The sequence below is a fragment of the Achromobacter sp. GW823-FHT04E03 genome (genome assembly GCF_058796095.1).
Window position 1 is genome coordinate 79,434 of sequence record NZ_JBXAIJ010000007.1, and the last position, 13,926, is coordinate 93,359.

13 protein-coding genes are annotated in these 13,926 nt (G+C 67.6%); 1 reads left to right on the forward strand and 12 read right to left on the reverse strand.

Features of this window, described 5'->3' with window-relative positions; all coding sequences use genetic code 11:
• Positions 1 to 46: 46 nt before the first annotated feature.
• The 12 genes from AC1RHV_RS30090 to panD form a co-directional block, all read right to left on the reverse strand.
• Entirely contained in the window at positions 47 to 1,057 is a 1,011-nt protein-coding gene (locus tag AC1RHV_RS30090; RefSeq protein WP_492302592.1) for a type II secretion system protein, read from the reverse strand.
• A 44-nt stretch (positions 1,058 to 1,101) separates the two neighbouring features.
• Positions 1,102 to 1,722 (reverse strand): type 4 pilus major pilin, encoded by a 621-nt coding sequence (locus AC1RHV_RS30095; RefSeq protein ID WP_054458681.1) that lies wholly within the window; start codon positions 1,720 to 1,722, stop codon positions 1,102 to 1,104.
• Between the two features lie 61 nt (positions 1,723 to 1,783).
• Positions 1,784 to 2,920 carry a general secretion pathway protein gene (locus AC1RHV_RS30100; protein WP_225590554.1) on the reverse strand — a complete coding sequence of 379 codons (1,137 nt, stop codon included), beginning with the start codon at positions 2,918 to 2,920 and terminating at the stop codon, positions 1,784 to 1,786.
• Positions 2,913 to 4,664: an ATPase, T2SS/T4P/T4SS family gene (locus AC1RHV_RS30105; protein WP_492302593.1), complete on the reverse strand. Its 1,752-nt coding sequence runs from the start codon at positions 4,662 to 4,664 to the stop codon at positions 2,913 to 2,915. The genes AC1RHV_RS30100 and AC1RHV_RS30105 overlap by 8 nt, the downstream gene beginning before the upstream one ends.
• Positions 4,661 to 5,158 carry a hypothetical protein gene (locus AC1RHV_RS30110; RefSeq protein WP_119450753.1) on the reverse strand — a complete coding sequence of 166 codons (498 nt, stop codon included), beginning with the start codon at positions 5,156 to 5,158 and terminating at the stop codon, positions 4,661 to 4,663. The genes AC1RHV_RS30105 and AC1RHV_RS30110 overlap by 4 nt, the downstream gene beginning before the upstream one ends.
• Complete coding sequence (locus AC1RHV_RS30115; RefSeq protein WP_492302596.1) at positions 5,145 to 6,467, reverse strand: hypothetical protein; 1,323 nt, start codon at positions 6,465 to 6,467, stop codon at positions 5,145 to 5,147. The genes AC1RHV_RS30110 and AC1RHV_RS30115 overlap by 14 nt, the downstream gene beginning before the upstream one ends.
• Before the next feature lie 2 nt (positions 6,468 to 6,469).
• The gene (locus AC1RHV_RS30120; RefSeq protein WP_119450754.1) at positions 6,470 to 8,056 is read right to left on the reverse strand and encodes a type II secretion system protein GspD; all 1,587 of its coding nucleotides are present in this window, start codon (positions 8,054 to 8,056) and stop codon (positions 6,470 to 6,472) included.
• The gene (locus AC1RHV_RS30125; RefSeq protein ID WP_125473258.1) at positions 8,053 to 8,934 is read right to left on the reverse strand and encodes a TrbG/VirB9 family P-type conjugative transfer protein; all 882 of its coding nucleotides are present in this window, start codon (positions 8,932 to 8,934) and stop codon (positions 8,053 to 8,055) included. The genes AC1RHV_RS30120 and AC1RHV_RS30125 overlap by 4 nt, the downstream gene beginning before the upstream one ends.
• Before the next feature lie 181 nt (positions 8,935 to 9,115).
• Entirely contained in the window at positions 9,116 to 10,456 is a 1,341-nt protein-coding gene (locus AC1RHV_RS30130; protein ID WP_054458690.1) for an extracellular solute-binding protein, read from the reverse strand.
• A gap of 4 nt (positions 10,457 to 10,460) precedes the next feature.
• Positions 10,461 to 11,717, reverse strand: coding sequence for a D-amino acid dehydrogenase (locus tag AC1RHV_RS30135; RefSeq protein ID WP_054458692.1), 1,257 nt, complete (start codon positions 11,715 to 11,717; stop codon positions 10,461 to 10,463).
• Between the two features lie 180 nt (positions 11,718 to 11,897).
• Positions 11,898 to 12,950: a CDP-6-deoxy-delta-3,4-glucoseen reductase gene (locus AC1RHV_RS30140; protein WP_054458694.1), complete on the reverse strand. Its 1,053-nt coding sequence runs from the start codon at positions 12,948 to 12,950 to the stop codon at positions 11,898 to 11,900.
• Between the two features lie 63 nt (positions 12,951 to 13,013).
• The gene (gene panD, locus AC1RHV_RS30145; RefSeq protein WP_013392804.1) at positions 13,014 to 13,382 is read right to left on the reverse strand and encodes an aspartate 1-decarboxylase; all 369 of its coding nucleotides are present in this window, start codon (positions 13,380 to 13,382) and stop codon (positions 13,014 to 13,016) included.
• Positions 13,383 to 13,590: 208 nt separating this feature from the next.
• On the opposite strand from panD, the gene sugE reads away from it, so the two are divergent.
• Positions 13,591 to 13,908 (forward strand): quaternary ammonium compound efflux SMR transporter SugE, encoded by a 318-nt coding sequence (gene sugE / locus AC1RHV_RS30150; protein WP_013392803.1) that lies wholly within the window; start codon positions 13,591 to 13,593, stop codon positions 13,906 to 13,908.
• Positions 13,909 to 13,926: the final 18 nt, after the last annotated feature.

A 13,926-nucleotide genomic window follows, 5' to 3' on the forward strand; every position in this document is an offset into this window, starting at 1 on the left:
ATAGAGGGTTGGCGGGCATCCCAGGAAAAGAGGCCGCACGGCAGCCTCAGCGCACGCAGACGTAACCTGTGGTCCGGCCCATCGCCTCGTTCCAGTCGTCCCGCCCGGAAACTGCCACGGGCGTATAGCCGCCAGGGCAGGAGCAAGCGCCGGTGCGGGGATTCACTGTGGAACGGTTGCAACCAAACGGGAAATTGAGGCTGTACGCCCCGCCGAAACCGCCGCTTGCCGGCGCCCAGACCTGGGACTGGCAGGTCAGCAGTTCCCCCTGTGCCGAGGTGGCTATGGTGCCGGACGAGACGCCACATGACTGCCCCACGCTGGCGCGCGCGCCGACCGTCAGATAGGAGCCGACCTGCGCCGAGGATGCAACGCTCAGTTCACCCTGCAGCTGCGGATCGCGCGTATCCCGTATCCGGACATAGCGCTCCAGATCCGGCCCGCCGGTCCCGGCTCCCGCCCACAGGGCGAGCGTGCCCGGCGCATAGGCCGGCCCGCCGGACGCCAGGGGATTGGCGAAACTGAATGCCGCGCCGCGCACCAGACCCGGCGTCGCCGGCCACACCGCCCCGGCGTAGCCGCCAGCGGCATCGATCACGGCGGCGATGGCGGTCAGGTCCGGCGTTTGCGTCCCCGTTTTGATCAGAGGCGTGGCGCTGTAGACCAGTCCGTCCATCCGGCAACGTTCGCCAGGGCACGCCTGCGAGCGCGCGATCCGGATCTGAGCCGAGAAGCCCAGGGCGGAACGGTCGGGAAAATCGGCGGGCAACAGCCCCAGTCCGCGCAATTCACCCACGGTGGGCGCCAGTGGATCCGCGAACAGCGGACTCCCCTGTTCGCTGCGGGGCACGTCTCCTTGGGCGAGGATGGTGGAGTGCCGCGCCAGCACCGCCGTTACCGCCAGGCGGATCTGCGTCAGCCATACGCCGGCGGCACGGGCAGCGGCATCTTCGATCCGCTGCACCACCTGGCCTGAGGCCCAGATGGCCGCCATGGCGCTCAAGGCCAGCGCCACCACCAAGCCCGGCAACGAAAAGCCGCGTTGTCGCAGCCGCACGGCAACACGCTGCGATCGAGCAGCCGGGATACGCGCGAGCCGGCTCATTTTGCGAGGAACACAAAGGTGTTGACGTCGCCCGGGCTGCATTGGGCCTGAGCCAAGGCCGCGCGGTAGGGCACGCTGGGCGTCGCGAACGCATCCTTCACGACCCGGAGGCCGCCTCCCCCGCCGCCTATCGAGATGGTCTCGGACATCCGTTGCAGCACCGAGGCGAGCGACGGGCATGCTGCCTGGCTGACGTTGGTCAGCTTGATGGAGAATGCGGAACCCTGCCCCGCGCTGCCGAACGAGGCGGCGGCGACCTCGACCACCCCATTGCCTCCGACGCCGCTGCCGCCCAAGCCATGGGCAATGCGCGCCGCGCCCCCTGTCCCGTCGACGGCCAGGACGCTGGATTCCCGCAGCGCATTGGCCATGGCGCCCGTGTCCAGACCGGCATAGGGCGTGACCCCGCCGCCTTGCGCATTGGTCTTCATGCTGGCGATGAAACGCTGCAGTTCCTCGCCCACTTTGGGAACCTTGTTCTCCACGACATAGGCGCCAATGGCCGGAATGCCAACGATCGCGATCAACAGGACGATGGCGGTGACGATGGACACCTCCATCAATGAAAAGCCCCGCTGCCGCTTGGCGCGTAATGGGATTGCGTGGACTTGGTGCATGCTTGCTCTCCTCGTGAAAAAAGCACGCAGGCGGATAAGCGCCGCATGCCTGATGCAGCCCCTATTGGCTTGCATAGAAATTGGTCAACGCCTGGCGCAGTTCGTCGATCACGGCGTAATGCCAGAGCGTGATGCCCAGCACGCCGGCCACGGACGTGAGCAGCAATGCCCAGCGCAACACCGACGCTTGACGACGCACCCGCGCCAGCAGGCGCGACTCGACGCGCAGCCGCACCTGCGCAAGCCCGGCCTCCATGCCCAGGGCGTCCATCATGTCGGCCATGTACCACCAGGTATCCGCGTCCAGCAGCCCCGTGCCGAAAATCTCCGGCCCCGTCTGGCCGCCGTCTATCCGTCCCAGCATGTCCAGCAGATGCGCATGCATCCAGGGAACCGTATCCCGGGCCTGCACGGCCAGGGCTCGCCTGAGGCGGGTGTCGGCCGCGCCGTGCTGCCTGACCAGCACGGCCAGCAACGCAAGAAAGCGGATGGCGTGGAAATCGCGGTAGAGCCTCCAGAGCAACCAGCGGTCCAGCCGCGGCCGCGCAGCGCCCGTGTAGCGCGGCAGCGACCACAGGCACAGCAAGGCCAGGCCCAACAACAGCACCAGCCACAGGGCCAGCCATTGCCTCAGGCCTTGGGACAGCGCGAACAGCGCGCGGGTCATGCGGCCGTACTCCTCCGCCGGCACGGCCTGGAACACCTGCTGCAAGCGCGGCACGCTGAAAAAAGGAATGGCGCACAGCAAGGCGAATGCGACGGCTGCCGCCGCAAGGCCCGCCGCCGCGGCCGAGACCAGCGCCAGCCACGCATCCGACGCCAGCCGTACAGCCCTTGCCACGTCCCGCAACGCGGCGGACAGATCGCCGCCTTCTTCCTGCACGCAGCTGAGCAGCACGCATTCGCTGGACGGCAGCGTGTCCGTCCAGGCCACGCCCAGATCGCCGCCGGCCTCCAGATACATGCCCGCCCAATGCCTCGACAGCCGGCCGCGCACGGTATCCTCGCCATGACGGCGCGCATCGTCCTCGAAGACGTCGCGCAAATTCTTACGGCCCTGCGTTCCTTCGACCAGGTCGGCCAGATACTCGTAGTAGTCCGCTCGCCCCGCACGAAAGCGCAGCGCGTCCAGGCGCAGCGACAGCGTGCGACCCGAAGGCAGGCCGAGGAAGGGTCGCGCCAACAGCGGCTCAGCCATGGCCGCCCCCGCCGGGTCCAGCGCTCTGCGCAGGCAAGACTGCTGGAAAGTCGAAGCGGCGCAGCAGCACGCGGGGATCGACCTCGCCACGGCTGACCTTGTACAGGGCGCAGTCCCGCGCTAGCGCGCCGCGCGCGGCCTCGCTGCGCCAGGCGGTGGGCCCGGCGGCCTCGGCCTGACGCTTGAGCCCCACGTTATCGCGCGTACGCACCCGCTCAAGAAAGCCGTCGACGCGCTCGGGCTCGAGCATTTCCGCCGCCACGCTACGGCCTGCGATGCCGTTCAACTCAGGCAATTGCGGGCGCCTGCAAGCGCTGCAACCTGCGGCATTCCTGACCCGGAGCGCGCCAGGATCCAGCAGGAACTCATGCTGCAACCGTTTCAACCATGCCTGCCATTCGGGACGTTTATTGCTCCCGGCGGATCTGGACCACAGACTGTCCACGGGCAGCGAGCAATGGCTGCACAAGCGCGGCAGCAAGGTCTGGTAGACCAGCAACTTGAGGATGCCTGGCGTAGCCAGAAAATCGCGCGACACGCCGATCGAATCCGACGCCAGGCGTTCGGGTATCAGCACGGCGCCCGCGGCGTGGGTGGTGGTGTACAGGCTGACGCCCGAGCCGGCCAGATCCATGAACGCACGGCCGGTATCGGCGTCCCGGATCTCGCCGATCAGCAGATCGTTCATCGCCGAGCGCTTGATGGTCTTGAGCTTGGCGTCGAACGCGGGCCAGGCGGATTCGGCCAGAGCGCCTCCCAGGGTATTCTGCAAGGCGTTGTCGATGACGTATTCGACCGGATCTTCCAGCGTGATGGCCTTGCGCGTGGGCGCGATGCCCCGCATCAGCGTCGCGATGGTGGTTGACTTGCCGGAGCCAACCACGCCCGCCAGCACGATGGCCCCGCCCTCGCGTTCGCGCGCCCGCGCCAGCGTTTCGACCTGCGTGGGCAGATAGCCCAACGCGAGGAGATCGGCGTTGGCGGTCGCGTCCAGCCGCAAGATGCGCAAGCAGACCGAGGGGCCGGCATCGGCGGCCAACGAGGCCCAGCGCAGCACGATAGGCACGCCATCGATGTCCAGCCCGATGCGCCCTTGCTGCTCCAGCGCCGGGTCGAACACCGCGCCGTTGCCTCCCCTGACATCCATCCAGGCCACCGCCAGGACCTCCAGCAGCGTCGCATTGGACAGGCCCGCAAAGCGTTCCGTACTGACGTATTCCCCACCGATGGTGTAGCGGATCTCGCAGGCAGCGCGCCGACGGTTGACGTTGATGTGCACGTCGCTCGCTCCTTGCGCAACGCCCCAGCGCACGATATCCAGGAACATTGCGGCGAGGGCCGAGGCGCGCTCTTCCTGCCGCTCCTTGCCGCGCCCGGCGCACGCTGGCTCCGCCAGCTGGCCGCGCGCGATCATCAGCAGCAGCGGCGCGGGCAACTGATAGCGCGGCACTTGCGCCAGCCGGTAGCCGCGCGCCCGCACCATGCGCTCGACCTCTTCGATCTGGTCGCCCTCCGTGTAGTCCTTGACCGCGAACACGGCGACCTCGCCGCTTTCGAGCAACACGGGGCACAGCCTGCCCGCGAGCGCCGCAAGATCGAAATCGCGCCCCAGCGCACGCGCGAACGCGGGCTGCAGACGGGCGATGTCGTCGGCTGTTTGAAGCTGAGGCGGCTCCCAAGCCGCCGCCGAGGAAAGCGCCACCGCGCGATGCGCCGCGACGGACGGCAAGGCATGCACAGTCATGGCCGCCCCCTGCCCGCATCGACGCAGGCGGTGCGTTCGGTATCGCCGCGGCGCAGCCTTACGCAACTGTCGTCGATGGCTAGCAGCTGATAGGCGCGGCCATCGACAGCTCCCGCGACGGGTTCGCCCCTGCCCGCCTGGTAGCGGAGCACGGCGCCATTGACGGCGATATCGGCGCTCAAGCGGCGCGCGAGGCCGAAGATCGCCATCACCCGGATATCGTCCGATGCCCTGGCCGGCGGCGTCGCCTGCGCCACGGACTCGGGTCCGGGACGGCACAGACCGGGGACGCGGCAGTCCGCCAGGGCGGCCGCAGCATCCGCGCGTAGCAAGGCGCGCACGGTTTCCGTCTCTGGCCAGGGCCGCGGTTCGTCGGCGCTTTGCGGTGACGGTTGGCCATGAGCGGCCGGAACCAAAGCGGCCGACAAGAGCAGACGCCCGATGAATCCTGCCGCGGGATTCGGGCGCGTGGCGGCGCCCCTATTCCTGTTCATAAAGTTCTCCCTGTAGTTCGGCTACCAGCGTGCTGGAAACCAATGTGGGCCGGGGTTGCGCCTGGATGTCCAGCGACAGGCGGGACCATCTGGCCGCCGCGACGGCACCGTCCAGAAGCGCGAAGGAACGCAGCGGTCCCCGCAAGGTGATGGCGCGGCTGCGAATGGCAGGTTGCAACGGCATCGGGGCGTCGATTTGGCCCGCGACGGGTTGAGACTGCACTGGCAACGGCAGCGGCAACGCGGCCGCGAGGATCACCGACGTAAACGCCGCCCGCATGCGTTGCAGCGCAGCGATCAGCCCGGTATCGACCTGCAGCGATGAGGGCAGCGCCAGGTCCGCAAGCATCACCGGCGAGGACGCCATGCGCCATGACAGCGTGGCTTCTTCCAGCGGCTGGAATGTCACCTGCCAGCCTGCGGGCCGCAGCGCGTGCAGCACATCGTTGGCCGCCTGCGGGTGCGCCCTGATATAGACCGCGGAGCAGTTCCAAGCCTGCTCCCCGGCAAGGCAGCGCGCGCGGCTCAGCGCCCAACCGCGCACCTGTATGGGCAGCCTGCCGACGCCGTCCAGCAAGCGTGCAACTTCGGCGGGAGCGTGGGCCACAGTGTTTTGCAGCAGGGTCAGATGCGGATCCCGCTGCGGCGGGAGGTCCTGCGCAGCGGCCGAATCGGGCGATGCGCGGTCCGGCCTCAGCGCGGGCAGACCGTCCCATATGGGCGGAGCGACAGCGGCAAGCGCGACGCAGGCCAGGAACAAGCGGAACGCGAGCGGCAGCTCGGCCCAGCGCGAGGACAAGACGACCAACTGCGCGGCCGGGTCCGCCGCCTGCATCAGCAAGGCCCAGGCCTCCTCGGCGTCCCGCGCCTGCAACGCGGGGCGCCGGGCGCACAACAACGCCTGTTCACGCAAGGCTTCGTCCAGCGTGGCGTATACCCTGTCCGCCTGCGACAGCACGGTGCCGCGCTGCGCCGCCACCAGCCAATGCCCGCCGCCCGGCAGGCTGATCAGGCTATGGCCTCCGTCCGGATACAACAAGGCGTACAACTGCGCGGCAGCCTGGATGTGCCCCTGCCTGCGCCGCCCCGCCCGCGGACCGCTGCGCCACGATGAGCGCACGCGGCCATAGCCGGCCACCATGGCCGGCGCCCCGCCCACGAGATAGTGGCTGGCCCGCAGGCGGCGCCCGCGCGAACGGGCCAGCGCGGGAATGTTGGAGCCGATCAGGGCGAACCAGCGCAGGCCGAACGCCAGGCTGCGGCCAGTATCTGGAACCTCAAGCAACAAGGTGGGAGGGACGCGTTCCATGCCTAGTACCCTTCCTCGACCTGGGCGGTTACCAGTACCAGGGTTGTCGTGCGTTCCGAGGCGGCGCTGTCCAGGCCGCCAGTAATAAGCGGCAGACTCGGCGCAAGCCGTTGGCGGTCATGCTGTTCCTGGCCGCGGTCGAAACCGGAAACGATGATGGGCTGGCCGGGGCGCAGCTCGACCTGCTGCACCGTGCCGTTGCCGTCGATCGTGACCTGCTGGACCTGCACCTGGTTGCCGCGCTCGCCGAACGTGATGGTCTTCAAGGGCTGGGCAACCGCGTTGTCGTAGGCCAGCGACAACAGGATCTGGCCGTCCTCCTGGATGTCCGGCAACAGCGTCAGGAACGAACCTACTGTTTCTTCCTTTTGGCTGATGGATACCGCGGGCAGCGTACCGTTGGCGCCCCCCGCCGTGGTGCCTGGGACCGCAGTGCTCTGCACCCGGTCGATGTAGCTGAATGTCGTTCTTACCGCATGCGTAACTGGACGACGATTCAGGGTCAGGATGGGCACCTTGTTGTGCCGCACGACCGCGCCCATGGTGCTGAGCGCGGAGATGATGGCCTGAGAGCCTTGGTATGGCCCCCGGGCCGCAGAAGCCTCCAGGCTGCCCCCGCCCGATCCGGCGCCAGGCACCGCCAACCGCGCCGCCGCTCCCGCCGCGGCGTAGACGATGTTCCAGTCGATGCCGCCCGAAACGGCGTCGTTGGCAACGACCGTGATTTCCTCGAACACCAGCCGCACCCGACGGGTCAGCGCCTTGTTCTCGCGCTCGAGGTAGCGGGCGACGCGCTCGAGCGCTTCGGGCGTATCCGTGACGACAATCGAAGTGGAGCCCTCGACCGCTTCGGCGACCACGCCGGAACGTGTGAGGAACGGCACGATGTTGGCGCGCAGGACGGCCATCGCGTCATGCTGTCCCGCCGATAGGGAGGTATTGGACGTGCTCTCGAAGCCTTCGCCCTCGGGGCTGCCTTCGCGGCCCAGGCGCACGTCCACTTTGCTGCTCAGCGACAGCGCGCGCAAATCAAACACACGAGTCTCGGTGCGGTAGAACTCGAGCGCGTTGTGCTCGTAGCGCCAATGCACCGAGAAGCGCGCGGCCAGCGTGTCGAGCAAGTCGGCCAGCGGCTGCGCGCCCGCGCGGATCTCCAGGCTGGCGGGGGCCGGCACGGACAATGCGCCATTGACGGCCAGCCGGGGCAGGAACAACTCCAGCGGCAGCAAGGCGTCGGGGCGCACTCGCACTGCAATGCCGGTGGCGGCGCTCAGGCGCTGGGCCAGCATCGGCAGATCGGCGTCGTCGGCCAGTATCAAGGTTGTCCGCAGGTTCTCGCGCAATGCGGGTGGCAGCGCCACTTCTCGCGCCAGCGGCTGCGGTTTGCCGGCAAGCCAAGGCATGGCGACATCCTGGGCCGCGACGCGCTTGGCGCGATCCGACAATCCTTCGGTGAAGGCCTGATGGCTGGCGGCCACCTGGGCTTGACGCGCGTTCGCCGCGCGGCGCTGGTCCGCAACCTGCTGCGACACCGCGCAGCCGCCCAATACTCCGCAGGCCGCCGCACTCAAGAACAGTTTGCGCATCATGTCGCGGCCCCTCCTGGCGCAGCCATGCGCGTGCAGGACTGTGCCAATGGCACCACGCGCAGGACCCGGTTGCCGTAGAAGCATGGCTGCAGGGGCCTTTCGGCGAGTTCCGTGGCGCCCAGCAGTTCGCGCACGGCCGACTTGAAGTCGCCGGAGAATTCGGCCGTTGCCGACAAGGGAATGTCCACGTCCACGGCCCAGTGCTGCGGCTGGAAGGTCCAGCCCGCCAGATCCGACCAGCGCGCCAGCACGGCACGCAGCGTGGCGTCCGGCGGCGCCGCGCGGTAGACGGGCTGCGGCGCTGAGACCGGCGCCGATGCGACGCCGGCGGCCGGGGCCGACGCAACGCCCGCGGCGGGAGCCGCGCCCGCCAACGGCCCGGCGGCTTGCAGCGCGCCGATGGCGGGCAGCGCCGGTTCGGTGGGCCGCGCCGGACCGATGCGCTCAGCCACGACGGCTGGCGCCAGCGGCGCAGGCTCATCCTGCGGCCTGCTCCCCGCCCGGGCGTCGGCGACCGGTTGCAGTCGCTGCGCGCGGGCGCTCAGACGCCCGCCGCGAAACAGCAGCCCGCTCCACCCTCCCGCCAGCACGACATAGGGGTCGCGCCGCAAGTAGGGCAAGGCGCGCTCGCCGTCGCTGCCTACGCCGAAAATCGCCGGGAGCGGCTGGCCCGGCGCGAATTGCAGCCAGGTTTCCTTGCCGTCGTCGAACACCTGCATGGGCGCAACCGAGGGATCGCCGGACAATTGCCAGTCGAAGCGGAAGCCTTGGGCCGCCTGCCGCGAGGCTTCCCATGACGTTGCGGCCGGACTCTTGCCGGCCCCTGTGCAGGCCCCCAGGCAGGACAGCCCCGCCGCCAGAAAGAAGAAACGAACCATGCCTCACCGCGAGCAAAAGGCGCACCGGAATCGATACGCATGAGAGGCATGGTGGACGAGCGGCCCCAGCGTCACCAGACTGGCATGTACGCATGGATGGTTTGGTCGCGCGGCGGACGGACGAAAAAAAACCCGGTCCAGGGACCGGGTTTGCATCAGGATTCGGCGGCGCCTGCCTGGATCAGCGTTGCGCCGCGATGCTGCGTGCCTGGGTGGCGGCGTTGTTCAGCGCCGCCACCGGCGGCACCTTGCCTTCGAAGGCATCGTTCAGTTGCTGGTTCAGCACGGGCTCGATGCGCGTGTAGTTGGCCATGCGGAAACCGCGGCTGTTTGCCGTGGGGTTGGTGCGCATGGAGGCAATCAGCGCCTGGACGCCCGGAATGCGGTTATAGAACGACACGTCCGAGGCGCGGAAAGCGGCCTCGGTCAAGGGCAGGTAGCCGGTGCGCTGGTGCCATTCCGCGGCGATGACGGGCTTGGACAGCCAGGCCAGGAACTGGGCGGTGGCCTTTTCCTCGGCTTGGGGATGGCCTTCCAGCGCCCACAGCGCCGAACCGCTCACGAAGGGCTTGCCACCGTCCTTGGTGGCCTGCTCGTAGTAAGGCAGCGGCGCCACGCCGAAGGACAGCGACTTGGTGTTGAGGAACTGGCCGAACGCGCCGGTGTTGGCGGTCAGCACGGCGCATTCACCCTTGGCGAACAGCTTGTCGCTGGCGTTGTCGCCCGAATGCGCCATGAACAGCAGCGAACGCTTCCAGCTGACCATCAGCGAGATGTGGCGCATGTACAGCGTGTCGAACTGCATGGCCGGCGCGGCCGACTTCTTGGTGACCGCGTCCAGCCCGTTGTTGTTGCTGGTGAACTGCTGGTTGTTGATCGGCGCCAGGTTCTCCAGGTGGACCGTGACCTGGTCGCTGGAGGCGTAGGGGCAGTCGATATCCGCCACGTCGCGCAGCTTCAGCAGCTCGCCTTGCAGAGCGGTCCACGTGCGCGCGGGCTTGTTGGGATCCAGGCCGGCCTTCTTGTAGGCGGCGGTGTTGTAGAACATCACCGGCACTTCGGCCATCCAGGGGAAGGCCAGCAGGCGGCCCTTGCTGTCGCGCGTGAAGCTGCTGGTGGCCGGCACGAACCAGTTCAGGTCCTTGATCGGGTACTTGGCCAGCAGTTCGTACAGCGGCAGCACGGCCTTGTGCTGGGCGACGACTTCAGGCGAATGGTTGTCGGTCAACTGCAGCAGGTTCGGGCCCTTCTTGGCCTTGACCGCCGTGACGGCTTCCTGTTCCAGCGCGCTGGGCGAGGCGAAGCCGCGCAGCGTCACGCGGACCTCGTCCTGCTCCTTGTTGTATTGCTTGGCGAGCTTTTCGAACTCGGCCTTGTTTGCGTCGGTCAGCGTGTGCCAGACCTGGATCTCGACCGCGGCGGCATTCGCCGCACCGGCCATCGCCATGGCGGCGCCGAACAACCATGCGCGCCGGCTGGCGAACATCGCGCGGGCAACGCCCGCCAATTGCAGATTCTTCATAGGTTCACAGACCAAGAAAAGGAAATTCCGGTTCCGGCCGCCTTCCGCTGAGCAGATCGGCCAATGCCCGGCCCGAGCCAACGCCCATCGTCCACCCGAGCGTACCGTGTCCTGTGTTGACGTACAGGTTGGGGATACGGCTGCGGCCGATGATGGGCACGTTCGAGGGAGTGGACGGGCGCAAGCCCGACCAATAACTGACGCGCTCGAAATCGAGCGCGTCGGGAAAAAGTTCGCGCGCCAAGCGGGTCATGGCTTCGCAACGTCCGGTGTTCAGGCTGCGGGAATAGCCCGACAGCTCGGCGGTTCCGGCCATGCGCAGGCGGTCGCCCAGGCGCGAGAAAACCACCTTGTGGCTGCTGTCCGTCAGGCTGACCGTGGGCGTGGCGTCCGGCTTGATCACCGGGAAAGTCGCGGAATAGCCCTTGGCCGGATAGACGTTGCAGGGCACGCCCAGCGGCCGCAGCAGGTAGGGGCTGAAACTGCCCATCGCCACGACGTAGGCGTCGGCCGACAAGGCGCCGTAACGGCCATCGGGTTCGATGATCTCGACGCTTTGCACCGTGCCGCCGGTGGTCAGCAGGCGCGTGGCGCGCGTGCTGTAGCGGAATTCGACGCCGGCCCGGGCGCAACGCTCGGCCAGGGCCACGGTGAACAGGTGCACGTCGCCGCTCTCGTCCTCGGGCGTGTAATCGCCGCCGACGATGGTCTGGCGGTGCGGCGCCAGCGCGGGCTCGATGGCGATGACCTCGTCGGTCGATACCACACGGCGTTCCACGCCGAAGTCGCGCATCAGGCCCGCGGCGCGCTGCGAGTTTTCGAATTCGTGCGGATCGCGGTAGAAATTGAGGATGCCGCGTTCCAGGTGATCGTATTGGATGCCCAGTTCAGCGCGCATGCTGCGCAGGGTCGCGCGGCTGTATTCCGCCATGCGGACCATGGCGCGGATATTGGGAGCCAGGCGGCTGGGCAGGCACTCGCGCAGGAACGCCAGCCCCCACATCCATTGCCGCCAGTCCAGTTGCGGACGGAACAGCAGCGGGGCGTCGTCCTGGAACATCCATTTGAGCAGCTTGAGCGGGGCTTGGGGATTGGCCCAGGGTTCGGCGTAGGAGACCGAGATCTGCGCGCCATTGGCCAGACTGGTTTCCTGGGCGGGACCGGTGCAGCGATCTATGACGACGACGTCATGGCCGGCCTGGTTCAGCCACCAGGCGCTGGAGATTCCGATGATGCCGCCACCCAATACCGCTACTTTCATGCCCGCATTGCTCCTTGCGTGCCAGCTCGGTCCGCCGACCCGATGTCCGCGCCCCATGGCAAGCTGCTGCCCGGCAGTTTACCCCGGCGCTTTGCCCGCGCCTATGGAATAAAAAGGGGCGGAAGTCACAAACCTTTCCAGGCCCGCTCGTTCCACCCCGATTCGCTCATGCCCTGTTACTCAAGACTGGGTTGCAGCCTTGGCCAGGTCCGCTTCGGACGTGAAGGCGTCGGCGTAGAACTCTTCGGGCGGCAAGCCATTCTGGGCGCTGAATTCGCGCCTTGCGGCGTCCACCATCAGGGGCGTGCCGCAGGCATAGACCTGATGGCCCGAGAGGTCGGCGATGTCCTGCATGACGGCTTCGTGGACAAAGCCGGTGCGCCCGGTCCAGCCGTCTTCCTGTACGGCATTGGAGACTACCGGCACGTAGCGGAAATCGGGCAGCATGCCGGTCCACGATTGGGCCAGCGCGTCCATGTAGAGGTCGCGCGGACGGCGTCCGCCCCAATACAGCGCCACGGGGCGCTTGATGTTGTTGTGGATCATGTGCTCGACAATGGCCTTGACCGGGGCAAAGCCCGTGCCGCTGGCCAGGAGCACGACTGGCTTGTCGCTGTCTTCACGCAGGAAGAAGGAACCGAACGGCCCTTCCAGGCGCAGGATCTCACGCTCTTTCATCTGCGTGTCGCCGGCGCCGAACACATGGTCGGTGAACACGCCGCCGGGCATATGCCGGATGTGCAGTTCAAGCGGGCTGCCAGTGTGGGGCGCGCCGGCCATCGAATAGCTGCGCCGGCGGCCGTCCTTCAGGATGACTTCGATGTACTGGCCGGCGTAGTAGCGGAACTGCTCGGAGGCGGGCAACTGCAGCTTGATCACGGTGACGTCCGGGGCCACGCGTTCCAGCGCCTGCACGCGCGAAGGCAGCTTGCGGATCTGGATATCGCTGGCCAGGCGGACTTCGGTGGATTCGACCACCATGTCGGATTCAGGCCGGGCCTGGCAGAACAACGTGTAGCCGCCGGCCAGTTCCTCGGGCGAAAGAATCTGCGCGGGATACTGCCCCGCGTCGAACTCCCCGGACACCACGCGGCCCTTGCAGGTGGAGCAGGCGCCGTTGCGACAGCTGTACGGCAGGACGATGCCAGCGGCCAGCGCGCCATCGAGCACGGTCTGGCCGGGTTCGACCGGGAATTGATGCTGGCTGGGTTGGATGATGACCTGGAAGCTCATGATGAAACGGTTCAGGGTGTTAGCGGAGCGCCTCGTGCGCGAGGCGCTCCGCCCGGCCCGGCCTCAGGCCGGGAACTTGCGGATTTCCTTGACGCGGTTGGCGTCGTCCACCAGCACCACCAGCGGCTTGTGCGTGGCCGAGTCGGCCTCGGACATCGGGCCGTAGGTGCAGATGATCATCAGGTCGCCGACCTGGGCGCGGCGCGCGGCGGCGCCGTTCAAGGAGATGGCGCCGCTGCCGCGGGCCGCCTTGATGATGTAGGTGTCGAAACGTTCACCGTTGGTGACGTTGTAGAGCTCGATGCGTTCGAACTCGCGCATGCCGGCAGCGTCCAGCAAGTCTTCGTCGATGCCGCAAGACCCCTCGTAGTGGAGGTCGGCTTCGGTGACCGTGACGCGGTGCAGTTTTGCCCGCAGCATGATGCGTTGCATGATAAATATCCTGGTTTCGCGGCCCGGAACGCGAAGTGTTGCAAGAGTGATGCCCGGCACCCGGTTTTGCCGTATGAACCCGGTATTCTATAATTTTTGCCGCAGCGGGACGGCCCGCTGCCGCGCGCGGCGACTAGGCTGGCGCGTTTGATTCTGGGGACGGCCCCTCGCGCCGGCGGCACGCCGGCAGCACAAGGTAGGAGTCGTAATGACCTGGATCATCCTGGTACTCGCAGGCCTGTTTGAAATCGTCTGGGCCGTAGGCCTGAAATACACCCACGGATTCACCCGTTTCTGGCCTTCGGCCATCACCGCGGGAGGCATGGCCATCAGCGTCTGGCTGCTGGCGGTCGCCATGAAATCCCTGCCCCTGGGCACGGCCTATGCGGTGTGGGTAGGCATCGGCACGATCGGCGCCTTCGTGGCCGGCATCGTGCTGTTCGGCGAATCCACCAGCTGGATGCGCATCGCCAGCGTCGCCCTCATCGTGCTCGGCCTGGTAGGCCTGAAGCTGTCCTCGGCCTAAGGCCCCGGCGGCGAGGCC

Excerpts from the sequence above, each read along its gene's own strand:
- AC1RHV_RS30105 (WP_492302593.1), bottom strand. The coding sequence starts at position 4,664 with ATGACTGTGCATGCCTTGCCGTCCGTCGCGGCGCATCGCGCGGTGGCG.
- AC1RHV_RS30130 (WP_054458690.1), bottom strand. The coding sequence starts at position 10,456 with ATGAAGAATCTGCAATTGGCGGGCGTTGCCCGCGCGATGTTCGCCAGC.
- AC1RHV_RS30095 (WP_054458681.1), bottom strand. The coding sequence starts at position 1,722 with ATGCACCAAGTCCACGCAATCCCATTACGCGCCAAGCGGCAGCGGGGC.
- sugE (WP_013392803.1), top strand. The coding sequence starts at position 13,591 with ATGACCTGGATCATCCTGGTACTCGCAGGCCTGTTTGAAATCGTCTGG.
- AC1RHV_RS30125 (WP_125473258.1), bottom strand. The coding sequence starts at position 8,934 with ATGGTTCGTTTCTTCTTTCTGGCGGCGGGGCTGTCCTGCCTGGGGGCC.
- AC1RHV_RS30135 (WP_054458692.1), bottom strand. The coding sequence starts at position 11,717 with ATGAAAGTAGCGGTATTGGGTGGCGGCATCATCGGAATCTCCAGCGCC.
- AC1RHV_RS30140 (WP_054458694.1), bottom strand. The coding sequence starts at position 12,950 with ATGAGCTTCCAGGTCATCATCCAACCCAGCCAGCATCAATTCCCGGTC.
- panD (WP_013392804.1), bottom strand. The coding sequence starts at position 13,382 with ATGCAACGCATCATGCTGCGGGCAAAACTGCACCGCGTCACGGTCACC.
- AC1RHV_RS30115 (WP_492302596.1), bottom strand. The coding sequence starts at position 6,467 with ATGGAACGCGTCCCTCCCACCTTGTTGCTTGAGGTTCCAGATACTGGC.
- AC1RHV_RS30120 (WP_119450754.1), bottom strand. The coding sequence starts at position 8,056 with ATGATGCGCAAACTGTTCTTGAGTGCGGCGGCCTGCGGAGTATTGGGC.
- AC1RHV_RS30100 (WP_225590554.1), bottom strand. The coding sequence starts at position 2,920 with ATGGCTGAGCCGCTGTTGGCGCGACCCTTCCTCGGCCTGCCTTCGGGT.
- AC1RHV_RS30110 (WP_119450753.1), bottom strand. The coding sequence starts at position 5,158 with ATGAACAGGAATAGGGGCGCCGCCACGCGCCCGAATCCCGCGGCAGGA.